General features: G+C 46.7%; 14 protein-coding genes. 4 read left to right on the forward strand and 10 right to left on the reverse strand.

Going from position 1 to position 19917, the window contains the following annotated elements; genetic code table 11:
* The first annotated feature begins 34 nt into the window (after window positions 1-34).
* From fbaA to U0033_RS03930, 4 genes are all read left to right on the forward strand, one after another.
* Window positions 35-1102 carry a class II fructose-bisphosphate aldolase gene (gene fbaA / locus U0033_RS03915; RefSeq protein ID WP_072364128.1) on the forward strand — a complete coding sequence of 356 codons (1068 nt, stop codon included), beginning with the start codon at window positions 35-37 and terminating at the stop codon, window positions 1100-1102.
* 420 nt (window positions 1103-1522) lie between these two features.
* A complete protein-coding gene (gene accD, locus U0033_RS03920) occupies window positions 1523-2371 on the forward strand; it encodes an acetyl-CoA carboxylase, carboxyltransferase subunit beta (protein WP_072364129.1) in 849 nt (282 codons plus the stop codon).
* 75 nt (window positions 2372-2446) lie between these two features.
* Window positions 2447-2884 (forward strand): SsrA-binding protein SmpB, encoded by a 438-nt coding sequence (gene smpB / locus U0033_RS03925; protein WP_072364130.1) that lies wholly within the window; start codon window positions 2447-2449, stop codon window positions 2882-2884.
* Window positions 2885-3098: 214 nt separating this feature from the next.
* Window positions 3099-4265: a tetratricopeptide repeat protein gene (locus tag U0033_RS03930; protein WP_072364131.1), complete on the forward strand. Its 1167-nt coding sequence runs from the start codon at window positions 3099-3101 to the stop codon at window positions 4263-4265.
* 591 nt (window positions 4266-4856) lie between these two features.
* On the opposite strand, the gene rnhA is transcribed toward U0033_RS03930, so the two are convergent.
* The 10 genes from rnhA to U0033_RS03980 all read right to left on the reverse strand — a co-directional run bounded on the left by rnhA (window position 4857) and on the right by U0033_RS03980 (window position 19801).
* A complete protein-coding gene (rnhA, locus tag U0033_RS03935) occupies window positions 4857-5315 on the reverse strand; it encodes a ribonuclease HI (RefSeq protein ID WP_072364132.1) in 459 nt (152 codons plus the stop codon).
* A 385-nt stretch (window positions 5316-5700) separates the two neighbouring features.
* Window positions 5701-7338, reverse strand: coding sequence for an acyl-CoA carboxylase subunit beta (locus tag U0033_RS03940; RefSeq protein ID WP_322518526.1), 1638 nt, complete (start codon window positions 7336-7338; stop codon window positions 5701-5703).
* A gap of 98 nt (window positions 7339-7436) precedes the next feature.
* Window positions 7437-8231 carry a C40 family peptidase gene (locus tag U0033_RS03945; protein WP_072364133.1) on the reverse strand — a complete coding sequence of 265 codons (795 nt, stop codon included), beginning with the start codon at window positions 8229-8231 and terminating at the stop codon, window positions 7437-7439.
* A 15-nt stretch (window positions 8232-8246) separates the two neighbouring features.
* Window positions 8247-9377 carry a CapA family protein gene (locus U0033_RS03950; protein ID WP_072364134.1) on the reverse strand — a complete coding sequence of 377 codons (1131 nt, stop codon included), beginning with the start codon at window positions 9375-9377 and terminating at the stop codon, window positions 8247-8249.
* A 157-nt stretch (window positions 9378-9534) separates the two neighbouring features.
* A complete protein-coding gene (locus U0033_RS03955) occupies window positions 9535-11364 on the reverse strand; it encodes a glycoside hydrolase family 76 protein (protein WP_072364135.1) in 1830 nt (609 codons plus the stop codon).
* 392 nt (window positions 11365-11756) lie between these two features.
* Window positions 11757-12689 (reverse strand): bifunctional helix-turn-helix transcriptional regulator/GNAT family N-acetyltransferase, encoded by a 933-nt coding sequence (locus tag U0033_RS03960; RefSeq protein ID WP_072364136.1) that lies wholly within the window; start codon window positions 12687-12689, stop codon window positions 11757-11759.
* A 137-nt stretch (window positions 12690-12826) separates the two neighbouring features.
* Entirely contained in the window at window positions 12827-13276 is a 450-nt protein-coding gene (locus U0033_RS03965; protein WP_072364137.1) for a c-type cytochrome, read from the reverse strand.
* Between the two features lies 1 nt (window position 13277).
* Complete coding sequence (locus U0033_RS03970; RefSeq protein WP_072364138.1) at window positions 13278-14552, reverse strand: PQQ-dependent sugar dehydrogenase; 1275 nt, start codon at window positions 14550-14552, stop codon at window positions 13278-13280.
* A gap of 233 nt (window positions 14553-14785) precedes the next feature.
* On the reverse strand, window positions 14786-16603 hold the full coding sequence (locus U0033_RS03975; RefSeq protein WP_072364139.1) for a RagB/SusD family nutrient uptake outer membrane protein: 1818 nt from the start codon (window positions 16601-16603) through the stop codon (window positions 14786-14788).
* 12 nt (window positions 16604-16615) lie between these two features.
* On the reverse strand, window positions 16616-19801 hold the full coding sequence (locus U0033_RS03980) for a SusC/RagA family TonB-linked outer membrane protein (RefSeq protein ID WP_072364140.1): 3186 nt from the start codon (window positions 19799-19801) through the stop codon (window positions 16616-16618).
* Window positions 19802-19917 lie beyond the last annotated feature (116 nt).

The raw sequence follows: 19917 nt of genomic DNA on the forward strand, positions 1-19917 counted from the left end.
TTGCTGTCCTTAAATGTAAAACAATCCGAAAGCTATGGGAAAATACAGAGCTGGCGTATTATTCGGCGAAGAGCTGGAAGCGCTGTACAATGATGCCAAGAACAATGCATGGGCAATGCCTGCGGTAAACGTGGTAGGTACTAACACAGTGAATGCTGTACTGGAAACTGCTGCTAAAGTAAACTCACCGGTTATTATTCAGTTTTCTAACGGTGGTGCACAGTTCTTTGCAGGTAAAGGAATGCCGAATGATAAGTTGCAGGCTAACATTGCAGGTGGCATTTCCGGTGCAAAACACGTACATGAAGTAGCTAAGTACTACGGTGTACCTGTTGTATTGCACACAGACCATGCTGCTAAAAAATGGTTGCCATGGATCGACGGTCTGCTGGATGCGGGTGAAGAATTTAAGAAACTGACTGGTCAGCCACTGTACAGTTCCCACATGCTGGATCTTTCCGAAGAGCCAATCCATGAGAACATCGAGATCTCTAAGAAATATTTCGAGCGTATGAACAAGCTGGGTATGTCCATCGAAATCGAACTGGGTGTAACCGGTGGTGAAGAAGATGGCGTTGATAACTCAGGTGTTGACAACTCCAAGCTGTATACTCAACCTGAAGATGTAAACTTCGCTTACGAACAACTGTCTCAGGTAGGTAAACGTTTTACTGTTGCTGCTGCTTTTGGTAACGTACATGGTGTTTATTCTCCAGGTAACGTAGCGCTGCGTCCTGAAATCCTGCAGAACTGCCAGGACTTCATCCAGGCTAAGCACAAAACTGCTGCTAAACCAGTTTATTACGTATTCCATGGTGGTTCAGGTTCTCCTAAGCACCAGATTGCGGAAGCACTGGGTTACGGTGTAATCAAAATGAACCTGGATACAGATATGCAGTGGGCATATTGGGAAGGTGTTCATGATTTCTATGAATCTAAGAAAGCTTATCTGCAGGCACAGCTGGGTAACCCGGAAGGTGCTGATAAGCCAAACAAGAAATATTATGATCCTCGCGTATGGCTGCGTAAAGGTGAAGAGACTTTCGTAAAACGCCTGGAAGAAGCGTTTAAAGATCTGAATTGCATTGGCAGAAATGCTTAATATTCAGGGAAATGTACTTCAGGGAAGCCGGTGATCTTAGCGATTACCGGCTTTTCCTTTTTGGAAGGAGTTGGCTTTGGGGGTGGGAATTCCCTTGATTTCAGGACCTTTTCAACCATTCATTACATTTATCTATGGTTTAGGTGGAAATTCCCTCAATTCCAGGACCTTTCAGCGGTCAGGGATAATCATCTTCATTCAATTCCTGAATTTTTCAGGTTGCTTGCCCCTTGTTCCGGCCGCTATTTTATTGCATTTAAGGCCCGCTAATGCGTTTTAGCCTCCCTCTCCTACGAAAATGGTATTTTGCAGAAAATAGATGACTACCAAGCTCTTTTATTATAATATTGCAGATGAGATACTTTTGAAGTTAATTTAATTTGTATCTTGCACAACTATTTTGTAACCTAATAGTTCAATATGTCAAGCTGGTTTAAGCGAATTAAACAAGGCATTCAAACGTCTACAAGTGAGAAGAAAGAAGCGCCGGATGGTTTGTGGCACAAATGCCCTAGCTGCAAAAAAACAGTTACGGTAAAAGACCTGAAGAACCACTTTTATGTGTGCGATAAGTGTAATTATCATAATCGCATTGATTCTGCTGAATATTTCGAGATTTTATTCGATAACAATCAGTTCGAAGAGCTGTTCTCTAATATTTATCCAAAGGACTTCCTGGGATTCAAAGACTTAAAGCCTTATGGTGCAAGACTGGTAGAGGCGCAGAAGAAATCCGGCCTGAAAGACGCTATGCGTGTAGGGGTTGGTAAGGTATTTGGCAATGACCTGGTGGTTTCCTGCATGGACTTTGCCTTCATTGGCGGATCTATGGGTTCCGTAGTGGGTGAGAAGATTGCCCGTTCTATTGATTATTGTATTGCACACAAAATGCCATTGATGATCATCTCCAAATCTGGGGGTGCCCGTATGATGGAAAGTGCGTTTTCCCTGATGCAGATGGCTAAAACCTCTGCCAAGCTGACCCAGCTGGCGGATGCAAAGCTGCCTTTCATCTCCCTGGCGACAGATCCTACCACCGGTGGTGTTACGGCTTCTTTCGCAATGCTGGGTGACCTGAACATCTCAGAGCCAAAGGCCCTGATCGGTTTTGCAGGTCCACGTATCATCAAGGAGACCATCAAGAAAGACCTGCCGGAAGGTTTCCAGAGTGCTGAGTTCCTGCTGGAACACGGTTTCCTGGATCTGATCATTGACCGTAAGGAAATGAAGGCCAAGCTGGCACAGTTGCTCGAATTATTTAAAAACTAATTATAGATGATTGCGGATTACGGCAGGTGTGGTAACATGCCTTTGTAATCCGCAATTTGTAAATCCCAATTTAAAGTGGCAGAACTGAGGAACAGATCAGCATTTTATGAATACGCAATAGAAGATAAATTCATTGCAGGGATGGTATTGCTAGGTACTGAGATTAAATCTATCCGACAGAGCCGGGTAAGTTTTAATGATTCATTCTGCTATTTTTCTAAAGGAGAATTGTTTGTTAAAAGCCTGCATATCACCGAATATTCGCATGGCGCCTACGCGAATCATGACCCATTGCGCGAACGCAAGCTCCTGCTGACGAAGCGGGAACTGCGTAAGATGGAGAATAAGATCAAGGAGAAAGGGTTTACTATTATTCCATTGAGGATCTTTATGACAGAGAAGGGTTTGGCAAAGATGGAGATAGGACTTGGCAGAGGTAAGAAACTGCATGATAAGCGTGAATCTATTAAGCAGCGGGATACGCAGCGGGAAATTAAGCGGTATCTGAAGTAAAGAGGGCTTCCCGGAAGTTTCGGGGAAGCTTGTTTTTGGTAGGAGATTAATTCAAAAAAGAGGGGCATTTCTAAATCGTGTTTCTTCTTTCACAATGGTCTCTTTTAAATTGCTCATCCGGAAACTACGTGGAGCTAAGTGCAAAACCTGCTTTTTAGCAGGGAGGGGTGTTGCTAAACACTATCTCCCATATCAAGGAGTCTATACCTACACAATGAAAAATAAACCTGACTGTCGCTGGTGGCTGCTTGCCCCATTTCTCTTTGCATTGTCCTGTAAATCAGGAGAAAAACTATACAATAAAGGCCGTTATGACGAAGCCGTTATTGCATTTGCAAAAAAACTCCGCAAAAGTCCAACATCTTCGACCTCACTCGCTTTATTGCCACAAGCATATGCGCAATCTGTACAATTGCATGAAAAAAATGCAACGGCTGCCCTTAGCTCAAATGGACATTTAAAATTTGAAGCGGCCCTGCAGGAGTACCAGGTGCTGCAAAACCTCTATAACAATATTGAAGCATGCCCGGCATGCCTGGCGGTGGTAAAGCCGAAAGATTACCGGAATGCGATTAATGCTTCCAAAGATACCGCTGCTGCCACCCGCTATGACCAGGGAATGGCATTGCTGCGCAATGGAGATAAGTTCAGTGCCAGGAAAGCATATGCTAATTTCCAGGCCGCTTTAGCACTGGTACCTGATTATAGGAATGCCAATGAGATGCGGGAACAGGCCTACCAAATGGGCATGTCTATCGTGGAAGTACGCAATGTGGCCCTGGTGTCTCAGTATGATCAGAGAGCGCTGGAACCCGGAGCCGCCGTATTCAGGGATAATGTGCTGAATAACCTGCGGGCAAAGAATAATAATAATTTCGTACAGATCCTGCCGGAGAGTGAAGTTGTGAAGAATAAACTGCGGGCGGATTATGTAGTGGACATAAGAGTGGAAGATTTTATTGTGAGCAAACCGAATATCCAGCGGAATTTCAGGGAACTGGTGAAGACAGTGGAAATTGTGGAGCCGGCAGATACCACCAAGCGCCCAAGACAAACGGAGAAGATCAGGAAGGAGACGTATAAAGGTGTATTGTATTTTACAACCGTGAGTGTGGTGACAGGCGGAAATATTGTATGCTACCTGATTGATACCGCGACTGATGATGATATGGAGAAGATTGTGTTGCCAGCGGATGCGGGATGGAGTAATTCCTTCTGTTATTTTAAAGGGGATGAAAGGGTGTTGTCTCCGGAAGACAGGAAATTGATTGGCGGGCAGGATTTGCCTTCGCCTTCAGTGGGAGAATTGTTCCAGGCATCAGTGGCGAAGTCTTACGGGGAGATAACGAATATATTTACGAAGAATTATTCAAGGTATTAATAGCAGTACTGTTCCGGATTCGTTGGGGTGTTATAATATTGGATAATATCGGGGATATAATAACATTGATAATATCAGGTTTATTATAACATTGAATCTTATCGGGTTTATTATAATATTGGACCTTATCAAGTATATTATAATATTGATATTATCGGGTATATTATAATATTGGATCTTTTCTGGTTTATAATAACATTGGGCCTTATCAAGTATATTATAATATTGATCTTATCGGGTATATTATAACATTGAATCTTATCGGGTTTATTATAATATTGAATATTATCTGGTATATTATAATATTGGATCTTTTCAGGTTTATAATAACATTGGACCTTATCAAGTATATTATAATATTGATATTATCGGGTATATTATAATATTGGATCTTTTCAGGTTTATAATAACATTGGGCCTTATCAAGTATATTATAACATTGATCTTTTCGGGTATATTATAACATTGATATTATCAGATTTATTATAACCTCGAATCTTACCAGGTTTGTTACAACAAAGAGGATCGCTTGCAATGAAGCGACCCTCTTTGTTTTTATCTAATGAAAGCATTTGTTCCAATAAAATCCTTCTAATTCCCTGCCTCAAAACCCTGGTCTATCAGCCATTGCCCGCTATCTGCAGCGGCGGTAGCCAGTTCATCACAACGGTTATTAAGCGGGTTGGTGGCATGCCCTTTCACCCATGTAAATTTCACCTGTTGTCTTCTGTATGCAGGAATAAAACGCTGCCAGAGGTCTTTGTTCTTCTTGTCTTTGAACCCGATCTTCACCCAGTTCCAAAGCCAGCCTTTTTCAATAGAATTGACTACATATTCACTGTCAGTAAAGATGCGGACAGGAAGCCCGTCTTTTTTCAGGGTTTCAAGTGCGACGATGACCGCCAGCAGTTCCATGCGGTTGTTGGTAGTTTTGCGGTATCCCTGTGAGAGTTCTTTACGAACTGAGTTCCACATGAGAATAACGCCATAGCCACCCGGCCCCGGATTACCACGGGATGAACCGTCTGTGTAGATGATAACTTCGGACATAGCGGGCAAAGATAGCGGATTTGGCCTGCGGCAGCAAATTGTCAGGGTAAAATTGAAATAGAAATTGGCGTACGCAATACTTGCTCCACCTACACCTGGAACAGGACTAAATTAAACCCACTCTCTACTGGCGCCTGAATCACGCCCAAACTAAACCCACTCCCACACCTGGAACACACATGAATTAAACCCATTCTCCACCGATGGCAGAATCACGCACAAACTAATCCCACTCCTACACCTGGAACACACATGAATTAAACCCATTCTCCACCGATGGCAGAATCACGCCCAAACTAAACCCACTCCACACTTTCACCTGGAACACACCTAAACTAAACCCATTCTCCACCGATGGCAGAATCACGCCCAAACTAAATCCTCTCTACACCTGGAACACGCCCAAACTAAACCCACTCTCCACCGGTGCCTGGTTTGCCGCCTTGATACTCTCCGATATAATCTTCCTTGTATTCAAAGGGTCAATGATCTCATCCACCCACAAACGCGCGGCCGCATAATACGGTGTCGTCTGACTATTATACTTCGCCGTTATCTCCGACAAAAGCTTAGCCTCTTCCGCTGCCGGGATCTCCTCGCCTTTCGCTTTCAGCGACGCCACCTGTATCTGCAACAAGGTCTTCGCCGCCTGCTCCCCTCCCATTACGGCAATCTTCGCATTCGGCCAGGCATATATAAACCGTGGATCATAGGCCTTCCCACACATCGCATAATTGCCAGCACCATAAGAATTCCCTACTATCACCGTAATCTTAGGCACCACCGAATTCGCTACCGCATTCACCAGTTTCGCACCATCCTTAATTATGCCCGCATGCTCACTCCGGCTTCCCACCATAAACCCTGTCACATCCTGCAGGAAGATCAGCGGGATCTTTTTCTGATTACAATTCATGATAAACCTCGCCGCCTTATCCGCACTATCGTTATAAATCACACCACCCATCTGCATCTCCCCTTTTTTACTCTTCACTATCTTGCGCTGATTTGCCACAATGCCCACTGCCCAGCCATCTATGCGGGCATACCCACACAAAATACTCTTACCATAATCTTCTTTATACTGATCAAATACAGAATTGTCTACAATCCTTTCTATCACCTCCACCATATCATAAGGGCGGGTACTATCCTCCGGGATAATCCCGTATAATTCACCGGGATCTTTTGCAGGCGCTACTGCTGCTACCCTGTCAAAACCCGCATTGGCCGGGTGACCCAGCTTGCTTACTATTTTTTTGATATGATCCAGGCATTCTTCATCAGAACTGAATTTATAATCCGCAATACCAGAGATCTCTGTATGCGTGACAGCACCACCCAGTGTTTCCGCATCTATCGTTTCGCCAATCGCCGCTTTCACCAGGTAAGGGCCAGCCAGGAATATAGATCCATTACCTTCTACCATCAGCACCTCATCACTCATAATCGGCAGGTATGCTCCACCAGCTACACAGCTGCCCATCACCGCTGCGATCTGGGTAATTCCCATGGCACTCATCCGCGCATTGTTGCGGAATATACGGCCAAAATGCTCCTTATCCGGGAAGATCTCATCCTGCATGGGCAGGTATACCCCCGCACTATCTACCAGGTAAATAACAGGCAGGTGATTCTCCATGGCGATCTCCTGCAAGCGCAGGTTCTTTTTGCCCGTCATAGGAAACCAGGCACCGGCTTTTACCGTCATATCGTTGGCCACGATCATACACTGCCGGCCGGCGATATAACCAATACCACCTACTGTTCCTGCTGCCGGACAACCACCATGTTCCTCGTACATCCCATAGGCAGCAAATGCCCCTATTTCAGTAAATGGCGTGTCTTTGTCACAGAGATAAGCGATACGTTCGCGGGGAGTCAATTTGCCGCGCTGGCGGACTTTCTCGAGGTTCTTTTTACCTCCGCCCTGTTCTACAATGGCGAGGCGTTGTTTCAGGGTACTGAGCGATCTGCGCATGGCATCTTCATTCCTGTTCATGTCCAGTTGCTGTGCTTCCATAACGATTGTTTTTGGTTCGGGGAATCCTTAAAAATACGGGATTGGGGGCAATAAAAAACGCTTCTGCTGAACAGAAGCGTTTTTTATGTATAATTTATCTATTTCTTACTTTCATTCATCGGCATCGGCTCTCGGCAACTATCTATCGCATGCTTTTCGAAGATCCGCTTCGCAGCAACCAACCTTTTTTTGTAATAAGTACTGTTGGTAATATCCACGATATTCACGCCCTGGTTAGAAGAATGAATCATCATCACCTTTCCGCCTTCCACCTTGTACACCATTCCCACATGACCTACTTTCTTTCCCTTCACATTCCTTCTGCCTGTAAAGAAAAGAAGATCTCCCGGGCTGAAATTTTCCGGGCTCACTACCTCGCCCAAGACCGATATACTGGCCGCAGTTCTTGGCAGGGTCATACCAATGGCATTGAACCCATAATTGATCAAACCACTGCAGTCGAACCCGATAGGACCGATTGCACCACGGATATAAGGCTTGCCTAATTCCGATACCAGGGTGAGCAACATGTTGCGTACCTCCTGCTGCTTGATGCTTGCCAGATCCGCACTGTCAGGCACATAAGCCAAATGCAGGGGCTCATCCGGCAAATCAGGATTGACCTGCGAAATCACTTTTGTCTTCACATTATGATGTGCAGTTCCTTTGGAAGGGTGGTGTGCCGATCCTTTTGCTCCGGGTTTAATATGGGTCAGGTGAACGGTTTTACCGGAATGCGAACTACCCGCATGCGCTGTAGTTTTAGCGTGCGTGGAATGTACCACGTGTGTCTGCTTCTTCGCAGGTGTCGTGGTTTTGGTTTTCTTCTTCTGCTGTGCAGCAGTCGCTATGGTCGCCCCCAGGGGCAGTAGTAGTAATATTAGCCTCTTCACAATACAATTTTTGCATCACAAGGTCCCCTCATTCACACCTGTAAATCCAAAATCCTTCACCGACAATGAACGAATCGTTCTGAAAGCGGTCATGGCCGAATCCGGTTTTGGGATACCTTCTCCTTCCTGCTTGAAAGAGAAGATTTTATTGTCCAGCAATTTCCCTTCTTTTGTGATTGTTACCTGCAACAAAGGTGCAATATTTAGCGGATATTTTAAATTGAATTGATGATAAGTTGAAAAATTTCCTAAACTATAAGCAATTAATTTCTCCTTATATACCTCCATACCCCTTACTACATGTGGCCCAGAGCCGATTATCAGGTCCGCCCCGGCATCTACACAAAGGCGGGCAAAATGACGAACATTTCCCCTATCCTGCCCAAAAAAGATCTCTTTTGTCTTCGGCGTCGTCATTTTAGAGGCACCTTCGGCCCCGCCATGGAAGAATACCACCACCAGGTCAAAACGGGTTCTGAGTTCCGCAATGTATTCCCGGACGATCGTATCGTTGTTGAGATTCAGACAGTTAGAATGCGGTGCAAAGGAAACAAAACCGATACGGGTATTCCTCACGGTGATGCTATCCGTAGGGTGCTGCGTCGTGCCACTGGTACGGATATTATTGGCCTGCAGCCAATCCAGGGTATTGTTCACTCCTTTGAGCCCAAAATCATAGCTGTGGTTGTTCGCCAGGTTCAGGTAATCAAAGCCTGCATCCTTGTACCACTGCGCAAACCTGGTAGGCGTACGGAAGGCAAAGCACTGGTTGGAGCCACAGCTTTTGTATACAGGTGCCGAATCGGACACACAGCTTTCCAGGTTGCCAATGCGGAGATCGGTCTGCTGTAATACGGGCAGCGCTGCCTGCAGGATGGTACCTGAATCGAAATGAGGCAGGTAATAGGTAGAAGGATAGCTGGAGCCTACCATGAGGTCGCCGACTATCGAAAAACTAAGCGTATCCTCCAGGCCCGGTGGATGTAACCTTGCTACAGGTACAGTGGCCTTGAGTGATAACACCCTGCGGGGGGTGGATGTATTTGTATCCAGACCTCCGAGTAATAATTGGGCTAACACGATCAGCACAATACCATTAAATGAAAATAGTAATGGGCTGTGTTTTAAACGATTCAATTTAAACATATTTGTGGGGAATAAATCTCTATTGTCCGCCTACGAAACAAACTGCACTATGGCGTAAAGGTATAATAATTTACGAAAAATCCGCTGTGCCTGCCAGGCAATCACAGCGGATTTTCGTATAGGCCAGGATGCAATAACCCGGCCAGGCTAGCGGGAGCTATTTGATAAATTTGCGGGTATACTGTTGATTACCATGGAATAACACCAGTGTATATACGCCGGATGGTAAATGGGATACGTCTATTTTACCTGTTGAGGTATAAGTAGTTAATACTACTTTTCCGGAAATATCTACCACGCGTACAATGGCTTTACTGAAATCAAAACCGGCTTTCAGGGTCAATACATCCCTGACAGGGTTGGGATAGACAACGAGTGACTGTTCATTTACCGCAACTTTTGAAGTGCTGGTAGCCGCGATGGTTGCTGCCCCTGCCGTGATCTTGATAGATGAAGTGCTATCATTAAAATTATCATCCACCAGGCACGCATCATCTGCCGTTTTCACAATCGTTCTTCCACCGAAATTATCATTCAGGTACAAGGTAACAGTGTAACCACTGCTTACTTTCAATGAAGAAACATCATCATTCTGAATACCCCTGGCCTGCAATTGTGACAAGGTATAGGTGCCTGCTGCCAAGCTTACAAATGCCCCTGTATAATTACAATCTTTGTAGAAAGTAGCCACGCCTACGGGGTGTACAATCAGTGAAGAAGCACTGTCATTCCAGGCATTCCCGATCCAGGTGCTCAGGCCTGTAATGGTCAGGTTATCGCCGGTAAAATTATCATTCTTATACAGCGTCACCTGGTAGCCGGCAGGAATCGCATAACTGGTGATGTCGTTATCCTTAATTCCTTTTGCCACCATGGCGGCAGTGTTATAAGCACCCACTGGCAGCGGCCACTGGTAAGCACCGTAGGTCACGTCTTTGTAGAAGAATGCCTGGTCCAGGTTCGCCGCCGCTTCTTCTAAAAACACGCCGCTGATCTGTGTGGCATAATCGGTACTGCTGCCCGGTGCTACTGACCAGTTAGGACTCACCAGGTTGTTTGCAGTGTTGATACCCTGGGTACGTAATACTTCTGCATTGTACTGAATGGCGGCATTGTATTTTGCTCTCACCGCGTCTGTCAGCACCCCTTCCCTGGCTAATAAGGCGAGGTAACGGATAAAGATGCCTTTGAACAAACCACCATCTCCGCCACCTGTTTCATCTGCAAAAAACATCCCGTTCGGACGACGGCTATTATACGCATATTCAGCCGTTTTAATCGCATCATTCAGGTAAGTGACATCATTCGTTGCCTTGTACAATTCCCAGGCTGCGCCTATGTAAGTACCTACATTGTAAGAGAAGATCCAGGCCTTCTGGGTTACCCCTGTATTCAGGTTGATGTTGTCCCAAACGGCACCGGTAGTCGCATCTACGAGATTTGCTTTTACAAATGTGTAGATGTCCTTTGCCCTTTGCAGGTCTGCCGTATTGCCGGTGTAGCGGTAAATGCGTGCGCCCAGGATCACTGCCGGCGTATTCGCACAGGTGTTTTTACATCCGGAGCAGTTCTTGTTCCAGTCGATGGCACCGTTGGAATAACCGGTATTGATGTCTGTCCAGAGTAGAGACGCAACGCTGTAGTAGTCGGCATCTTCGGTAGATTTGTAGGCATTCAGGGCCGCAATACCCATCCACTCCATATCATCATAGAAGGTGTTGATATAGGTGTTGCCGTTAAAAGATTTGGTGCCAAGCAGGAGGTTCTTCATACGGGTTTTGTACGTAGCTGAGCGGGTACGTAAATAACCATCGTTGAGGGCGTCAATGCCATGGGCACACCACCAGTAGTTGGATGTAGGCACACCAAAGGTGTTGTACATGCTGGTTTGTAAATTTTCTGCTACAGGACCATAGGTAGCAAGCTGGCCGAAAGTGCACAGGTGTATGAGTAACAGCAGGGCACTGAGTGTAAAAGTGGGTTTCATTTTCGTGGATTTATTTTGAGAGATAAAAACCAATAACGTGGATTGTTAAGATAGTAAAAATTAATGAGCTTGTATGAGAAAAATATAGCTGATGAAAATTGAGGGATAAGAAAAAAGGTGTACCAGGTTATGATACACCCTTTCTTACAAAGGTTTTATTTTGAGAAGGTGATATACCCTTCCTAACAAAGATTCTATTTGAAAAGATTCTATAACCTTTTTAACAAAGAGTCTATTTTGAGAAGGTGATATACCCTTCCTAACAAAGATTCTATTTGAAAAGATTCTATAACCTTTTTAACAAAGAGTCTATTTTGAAAAAGGTCCTAAACCCTTTCTAGCAGAGATTCTATTTGAAAAGGCGCGATCCTCCCCCTAAAATTACTTTTATACTAAACGAGATCCATGTCATACCGCTCTTCATTCATATGTTTCCCATACAGTCCCACAGGTTTTTCACCCGTCTTACGGAAGCCTGCCTTCCTGAACATAGCATTTGCCGTTTCGGCAAGATTGGTAGAAAACAAATACACTTTATGATACCCTTTCTCCCTGCAATTGCTAATCGCATCAGCCAGCATTTTCCGGCCCAGGCCCATCCCCCTGAAATCAGGATGTACCAGGAACCATTTCAGCTGCGCCGCATACCTGGAATGCCATACCACCGCTACCGATGCCACGATCTGGTTACCATGCAGCGCCAGGTACACCTGGTCCTTGGAAGGGTTATAGGCTTCCAGGAACTCCGCGAAGTTCTTACACACATTGGTGTCAAACTCCAGGTTATAACCCAGTTCCTTTGCATACAGGGTGCCATGCATGTAGATGAGGTAACCGGCATCCCCGGGTTGTAGCTGGTAGCGCCAGGAAATATCTTCAGCAGTGATCCGGTTTTCTTCAGAAAGGATGTGGCGGATGGTTTTCATGGCCGCCGCCAGCGCCTGCTGTTGTTCGCCGGGAATAGGTTCCAGTAACTGCCGGATCTGTTCTCCCCCCGTTTCCTCCATCATGTCCAGCAGCTTACGCCCTTTGGCAGTGATCTGGAGATACCAGGTACGACCATCCAGCGCAGATTTCTTGCGGGATAGGATTTGTTCGCTTTCAAACGCTTTGAGCATCCGGCTCAGGTAGCCGCCGTCAATGCCGAGATTTTCCACTAGTTTACCAGCGGTGCACTGGTCTTCGGCAGTTAAGGTGTGGAGTACCCTTAAGGCCGTCAAGGTAAGGTTGTTTTCTGATACGTGCCGGTTCAAGGTTTCCGACAAACTGGTATAGTATCTGTTAAACTCACTGATCTCCTGTACCACTTCGAGATTCGATGACATGTCCCATTGAATTTGTACAAAAATATAAATCAGTTTTATAATGTGCAAATATGTTGAAAATGAGGGGCGAGGGCGCAATAAAAAGGCCCGCTTATGACGGCGGGCCCTATGCGGATTTTTGAAATTACCTAAGCAGTTTACTTAATTGTTGCCCTTACCGCTTTCACCTCCGCAGGCTTCACGGCACTCGCCTTATTCCCGAAACTATTCCTCACAAACGTGAGCACATCTGCTATTTCCTGGTCTTTGAGCTGTGCCTGTGGCGGCATCGGGTTGGAGTAGTACTCCCCTTCTATCTCCACATCATCATTCAGTCCTTTCAGGAGAATCGTGATCAATTTCGTTTTATCACCCAGTACGAAACTTGTCTTAACCAGGGGCGGGTTCATACGCGGTACCCCGCTTCCATCGGCCTGGTGACAGGCCAAACAAATTTGCTGGTACAATACTTTTCCCCTGGCCATCGAAGCGGCAGTGGTATTACCCCCCGCCGGACCAGCCACTTTTTTTGCAGCAGGTTTACTTTGCCCCAATACCAGGCTATATGCCCCCATCAGCAGCATCGCTGCCATCATCCATCTTCTCATACTACTTGTTATAAATAATCCGGTACACAGTTCCTTTCACATCGTCAGATACATACAGGGAGCCATCAGGACCCTGTGCCAGTCCGCAGGGACGGTGTGCTGCCTGCCCCGGAGATTTGATCTCGCCTGTACCTGCAAATCCTTCTGCAAAGATCTCCCAATCACCCGCAGGCTTGCCATCCTTAAACGGCTGGAATACCACGAAATACCCTTTCTGAGGTTCCGGGGCACGGTTCCAGGAACCGTGGAAGGCAATAAAAGCCCCGTTACGGTACTTTTCAGGGAACATGTTACCTGTGTAAAACAGGATGGCATTAGGCGCCATATGACCCGGATAAGCGGCCGCAGGATCCTGTATATGATCGCCACCGGTCTTCTTACCATCGCCACCATATTCGGGTGCCAGGATCTTTTTATGCTGGAACTGGTCATAGTAGATATATGGCCAGCCGCAATCGGAACCCTTGTGCAGGGCATACATACACTCTGCAGGCAGTTCGGCTGACTGCTTTTCGTCGTACTGATCCGGGAAGAGGTCATGGAGCTGGTCACGGCCATGCTGCATCACAAAGAGCTGGTTCAGCTGGGTATTCCAGTCCAGGCCCACCACGTTACGCAGACCGGTAGCATAGCGGGTACCATCGCCATAGGCCTGGTTCGCCTTGTCTGCTTTGAACTGCCAGATACCGCCGGCAGAATCCAGGATCGGACAAGGTTGCATACCCAGGGAACCCCTGGTACGGTCTTTTGTCTGGCAGGAATTAGAATACGCACCGATGTTCACGTACAGGTTTCCATCGTTATCCAGGGTAAAGGCTTTCGCTTCGTGCTGGTGGCGGTTGATCAGGCCTGTTACGATGGTTTCCGCTTTGGTGGTATCGATCACCTGGTGTTTATCATTCAGTTTAAAACGGTACACGTCTGTGTTGGAAGAAGCGTAGAGGTAATTACCCTTTACTTCGATGCCGGTACCGTCGTATTTGAAGAAGCCGGTTTTCTTATCGATCTTACCATCGCCATTGGTGTCCTGCAGGTACCAGATCGTGTTGCCTTTATTGCGGGTACCTTCTACTTTTACATAGAGGTCACCTTCAGGGGTCACTGTAAGGTGGCGGGCATGGCCCAGGCCTTCAGTGGCTACCAGGGCACCGAAGCCCGTTGGCAGTTTCAGGCCGGCATTGTCTGCATCAGGCTTTATGGTAGTACCAGGCACACCAGGACCGAAACTGGTGAGAAAGGTGGCTAGTGCTACGGTAGCCAGGGTGATTTTGTTCATTTTGGTTGCGTGGTTGTTTAGAAATGAGTTTTGTTAAAGCCGGGGTGAAATTACAAAATACCCCCGCTCGTGCGGAGCGGGGGTAGCTATTTTTTAAATGAGTGGCAAATTATGATTATAACTGGCCTATGGCAGCCTGGAAGAATTGCATTTTGATGTTAAATAATGAGGATTTACATTTCAGCTATTCAATTTAAAAGCAGGTGCAAATTGAATAGCAGTTCCTGCCAAAACTAAAACCCGGGATTCTGCACCAACTTACTATTCCTGTTGATCTCATCCCGCTGTATCGGCATAAAGTACATCTTATCCAACCACAACCGGTTCTCATTCACCAATGTCACCGGCGTATAAGTATAATCATAATTCGCCAGATCATACTTATACAGCGTCACCTTACTCCCCGCCTTCAGTTTTCCCTGCACATTCACCCCTCTCAGTTTACGCCCTATCGTTTCCTGCGCCGTCATCCATCTCCTTACATCATAATACCGCTGTTCTTCAAACACCATTTCTATTTCCCGCTCATGCTGATAATCTGCTTTCAGTGCCGCGCCTGATGATGTTATATCCGGCATCGCTGCCCTTTTCCTGATCATATTCAGGTAAGTACGTGCTGCTCCCTCCTGCCCCAATTCCATCAATGCCTCTGCATAGTTGAGGATGATCTCCGTATACCGGAAGAAAGGCCATGGTACCTCCTGCCTGAAATACTGTGCATCCACAGCCGGGTCTATAAATTTCTTCATGTAATACCCCGTAAAACTGCCGTTCCAGTCCTCCACCGGGCCCTGACGTGTATCTAATCCCGGGTTGGAAATCGCCTTCGTGCCATCCCACACTTCATAAGCACCAGCCTGCACCTGGTTAGCCGGATCCATATCCGCTACATCCGTAGGCCGTGGCCGCCAGTTAGCACCATCATATAAGATCGAAGCATAAAAACGCGGATCTCTGTTCTGGTAAGGATGCGCTTTCTGCGCCGTGTTGTTCCAGTCAAACGCAGTACCATCGCTCATCAGGTAATCATCAATCAATAACTGCGTAGGTGTATTCCCGGACCAGTTATGATACCCGTTCAATCCATTGTACAAACCCATCTGGCCACCGGCTTCTGACTTCGCATTCACAAAATACCTGGAGAAAATACTCTCTGAATTATCCTTCAAAAACATGGCCTGGTAATTCGTGGTAGCTTCCGCCGCAGATGCAGGATCAGGTGAGGCCAGCGAATACAGCCCGAGGTCCATGACGGCCTTTGCTGCATCCAGGGCCTTCTGCCAGCGACCAGCACGATCTCCGGATACATAACCTAATAATTCCGGTTGGGTGGCAGCAGCAATTGTAGCCGATTTACTTTTCGCCGTTGGCATATCATGCAGGTCACTGGCCGCATACAATAAGATGCGCGACTTCAGTGCCAGCGCCGCACCTTCTGTAGCACGGCCCTTTACAGATACAGTCTCTGTTCCATGCAAATAATGAGCTGCAGAATCGCAATCCTTCACAATATGATTCACACATTCCTCAAATGTATTGCGGGCCACACTATAATCCGGATCTGACAATGTATACACCTGGTCCACCAAAGGTACACCACCAAAATTCCTCACCAGCTGCTGATAAAACCATGCACGCAAAAAGAACACCTCTCCTTTGAGACGCGCTGCCTGCAATTGTTTATCAAATTTCAGCTTTGAAATATTCGCAAAGAAATTATTACACGCACGGATGCGCAAATACATCGTTCCCCACTGGAATGCACCACGGCTATTGATATACTCCGCATCGGTGGGACTGATAGTCGATTCCACCATATTCTTCATACCATAGTTATGCGTAAACATGGTTTCATCAGAAGCAGATGACAGCATCGTTTCAGGAAAACCGCCATTGCCCAGGCCATTATAAATATCATTGACATAGGCTTCTGCCAGCGCAGGATCTTTCCACACATCATCAGAAGTAGCCTCTCCCAATGGCCTGGTATTCAGGAAGTCTGTATTACACGCGGCACCTGTCAGCAACAGTATTATAAGTAAATATTTCATACAGCAATTGTATTAAAGCGTTAATGTAAAACCGGCATTGATCACTCTTGCCTGTGGATAATATTGACCATTTCCATTCACAGATTCAGGATCCAGGATCCCTAATTTATCCAGCGTAAACAGGTTCAGACAGTTCGCATAAATACGCAGTCCGTTCACCCCCGTACGCCGCTTCAGCAGGTCCGATAAACTGTATCCGATTTCAAGGTTTTTCAAACGGATATAATTTGTTTTTCTAAACCAGTAAGTATTGCCCGTTGCCCAGTAAGTATCATTCCTGTCGTTCACACGGGGATCTACTGAACTGGGATGATCCGGACTCCAGCGATGATCATAATAGTCCTTCGTAAAATTGCCGATCTCACCTGATTCAGTATTAACAGCCAGTGCACCACCCATAGCACCCTGTACCAGTATAGCCATGTCAAAACCCTTGTATTGTAAACTGATATTGACACCCCCGGTAAATGTTGGCTGCGTGCTCTTATCATTTCTCACCTTATCATCCCCATTTATTTTCCCATTGCCATCTATGTCTTTAAATTTCATATCCCCCGGGCGAAGGTTGTTTGTAAGGGCGCTGTAATCGATTGTATTTTTGCTTATTTCATCAAAATCTTTAAATACGCCATCATACTCATAGTAGAGTGCCGTGTTCATTGGACGGCCGGTAGACTTCTGCCAGCTGGGGGCGCCCGGTGCTTCATCCCAGAAGATGATCTTGTTTTTGGAATAACCACCATTCACACTGATGTCGTACCTGAAATCAGGCCCGACCTTATCAGTATACCCGATGCGGAACTCCCAACCCTTGTTCTCGACCTTCCCGATATTCTCTGCAGGTAGCGTCATACCCGTGGTTTGCGGTACCGATGCATTCCTTCTAACGAGGATGCCGGTACGTTTATTCATGAAGGCATCCAGTTCAAAATAGAGACGGTTGTTCAGCAGGGCGCCATCCAAACCCAGGTTGTAATTATTCGCTACCTCCCAGGTGATGAAGGGGTTCGGCATCCGTGCTTCAAAGAGTGATTTCACTACATTATTCCCCAGGATATAACTGCTGAAACCATAAGTAGCATAGTACTGGTACTCCTGTAAGGTGAGTGTTCCATCGCCATTATCATCGAAATAGATCTGGTCATTACCCAGTCTGCCATAAGATGCACGCAGTTTCAGGTAATTGATTGCCTTGATATTATTCTTCCAGAAGCTCTCCTCTGAAATCCGCCAGCCGGCCATGATACCGGGGAAGAAACCAAAACGGGAAGATGCCGGGAACATATAAGAGCCATCATATCTCCACACAAATTCTGCAAGGTATTTCTCCTTGTAATTGTAGGCTGCGCGACCAAAATAATTCAAACGTGCACGGTCCCAGGCACCGCCATTGTTATCTTTTTCTGCATCCCCACCTGCGCTGAGCTGGTCGATGAGGCTGGAGATGAAGTACTTGCGGGATGCACCGAAATTGTCGAAGCTGACGGTTTCTTTTTCAACACCGAACACCAGGTTCACGGTGTGGTTTTTATTGAAAGTATGATCGTAGGTGAGCAGACCTCTCAGCAGTAAATTCGTCTGGTCTTCATCGCCCTGCGATAACAATGCCTGGTCGGTACCTCGCTTGCTTTTTACAAGCAGGGGTGTTTTTCCATCGTCTTCATAGGTCTTCTTATCCCAGGTATACAGGTACCAGGGCGTCATCCAGTTTTTTGTACGCTTCAGGTATTTATCATAGGCAACATTGCCACTCAGTTTCAAACCATCTACCCAGGGAATGGTGATGTCGAGGCGGGCATTGCTCTGTACATAGTAGCGCCTGTCTCTGTTATAACCCGTTTGATCAGTGGTGATCACCACCGGGTTGTTTCCATATTCGATGTCTGGCCCGGGTAAGCCGTTCGGCCAGAACGCAGCCTCTGTCGGCTTTCCGCGCATCAGCATCCGAAAGATATCGCTGGCAGTACGGGTAGGAAAATGACGGTTTTCTTCCCTGCCCATCAGGTCCACGGCTACATTCATGTACTTGTTGATCTTCGCATCCAGGTTCAGGCGCAGGCTGTATTGATCATAACCGGTGGCGGAGTGTTTGTAATACGCATCCTGCGACTGGTAGCCGAATGAGGTGAGGTACTTTACATTTTCAGAACCACCTGCCAGCTGCAGACTATGATTGGATTGCGGCGACCAGGTCTTGAATGTAGATTTATACCAGTTCGTGTTGGGGTACAGCCATGGATCCGTGCCTGCTTTATATTTCTGAATTTCGTCCAGGCCAAAGGCTACGTTCCAGGTCTTGTTCGTAGTAGGCGAAGTATAGGTACCATGTTGCTGGTACACACTCCAGGCATTATTCCACTCAGCTGCAGGTACATCCCGGTACAGGCTCAGTTCATCGCGCAACTGCGCATACTCCGGCGCGGTGGACATATCGGGGATATGCGTAGGCTGTGACCATCCCTGGTTGAATGAATAGATCAGTTGTGGCTTGCCGGATTTTCCTCTTTTGGTGGTGACCAGGATTACCCCGTTTGCCGCGCGGGCACCGTAAATGGCAGCGGAGGCATCTTTGAGCACAGAGATACTTTCTATATCCACAGGGTTGATCCTTTCCAGGCCACCGGTACGATTAGCCACCCCATCGATCACCACCAGGGGATCATTATTGCCCAGGGTATTGGACCCACGAATACGCAGGGTAGAGCCATCATAACCCGGCTCACCACTGTTTTGCATGGCAGTGACACCCGGCATACGACCGGAAATGGAATTGGATAAGTTCGTGGCGGGCGACTTAATCAGGTCCGCGCCTTTCACGCTGGTGATAGCGCCGGAAACGGCTTCTTTTTTCTGGGCACCGTAGCCCACTACAACTACTTCACTCAGGCCCCTGGTATCCGCCTCCAGCGAGACCTGGATGCTGGCTCCGGTTACAGGGAGGGTCTGTGGAAGATACCCGATGGCGCTGACGGTAATAGTGGCACCCTTTGCGACTGGGAGCGTGAAATTGCCTTCGGGATTAGTCGTGGTGCCTTTAGCAGTACCATCTACCTTGATGGTTGCACCGATCACGGGCGAGTTCGTTTTGTCTACGACACGCCCCTTAAGGGGAAGGTCCTGTGCCTGTATAACGCTACAATAAAAAAGCAGGATCAGGGCATAGCAAAGCCAGCCCCGGAGGAGGAGCAAATTTTTCATACGTGATTTTTGATGGTTACAGAATACGAGAGCTGCAGTAAATGCTTACTGAAGATTTTGGTTTTACAGTTTAAAAGTTTTCAAAACGGGTGTAATACGCACTCCGCAAAAGGGAA

Source organism: Chitinophaga sancti, from assembly GCF_034424315.1.
GTDB lineage: Bacteria > Bacteroidota > Bacteroidia > Chitinophagales > Chitinophagaceae > Chitinophaga > Chitinophaga sancti.

What these genes read in the sequence shown, in the direction of transcription:
- U0033_RS03950 (WP_072364134.1), bottom strand. Translation starts at nt 9,377, where the DNA reads ATGTTTAAATTGAATCGTTTAAAACACAGCCCATTACTATTTTCATTT.
- U0033_RS03980 (WP_072364140.1), bottom strand. Translation starts at nt 19,801, where the DNA reads ATGAAAAATTTGCTCCTCCTCCGGGGCTGGCTTTGCTATGCCCTGATC.
- rnhA (WP_072364132.1), bottom strand. Translation starts at nt 5,315, where the DNA reads ATGTCCGAAGTTATCATCTACACAGACGGTTCATCCCGTGGTAATCCG.
- U0033_RS03970 (WP_072364138.1), bottom strand. Translation starts at nt 14,552, where the DNA reads ATGAACAAAATCACCCTGGCTACCGTAGCACTAGCCACCTTTCTCACC.
- U0033_RS03975 (WP_072364139.1), bottom strand. Translation starts at nt 16,603, where the DNA reads ATGAAATATTTACTTATAATACTGTTGCTGACAGGTGCCGCGTGTAAT.
- fbaA (WP_072364128.1), top strand. Translation starts at nt 35, where the DNA reads ATGGGAAAATACAGAGCTGGCGTATTATTCGGCGAAGAGCTGGAAGCG.
- U0033_RS03965 (WP_072364137.1), bottom strand. Translation starts at nt 13,276, where the DNA reads ATGAGAAGATGGATGATGGCAGCGATGCTGCTGATGGGGGCATATAGC.
- U0033_RS03940 (WP_322518526.1), bottom strand. Translation starts at nt 7,338, where the DNA reads ATGGAAGCACAGCAACTGGACATGAACAGGAATGAAGATGCCATGCGC.
- U0033_RS03960 (WP_072364136.1), bottom strand. Translation starts at nt 12,689, where the DNA reads ATGTCATCGAATCTCGAAGTGGTACAGGAGATCAGTGAGTTTAACAGA.
- U0033_RS03930 (WP_072364131.1), top strand. Translation starts at nt 3,099, where the DNA reads ATGAAAAATAAACCTGACTGTCGCTGGTGGCTGCTTGCCCCATTTCTC.
- accD (WP_072364129.1), top strand. Translation starts at nt 1,523, where the DNA reads ATGTCAAGCTGGTTTAAGCGAATTAAACAAGGCATTCAAACGTCTACA.
- U0033_RS03955 (WP_072364135.1), bottom strand. Translation starts at nt 11,364, where the DNA reads ATGAAACCCACTTTTACACTCAGTGCCCTGCTGTTACTCATACACCTG.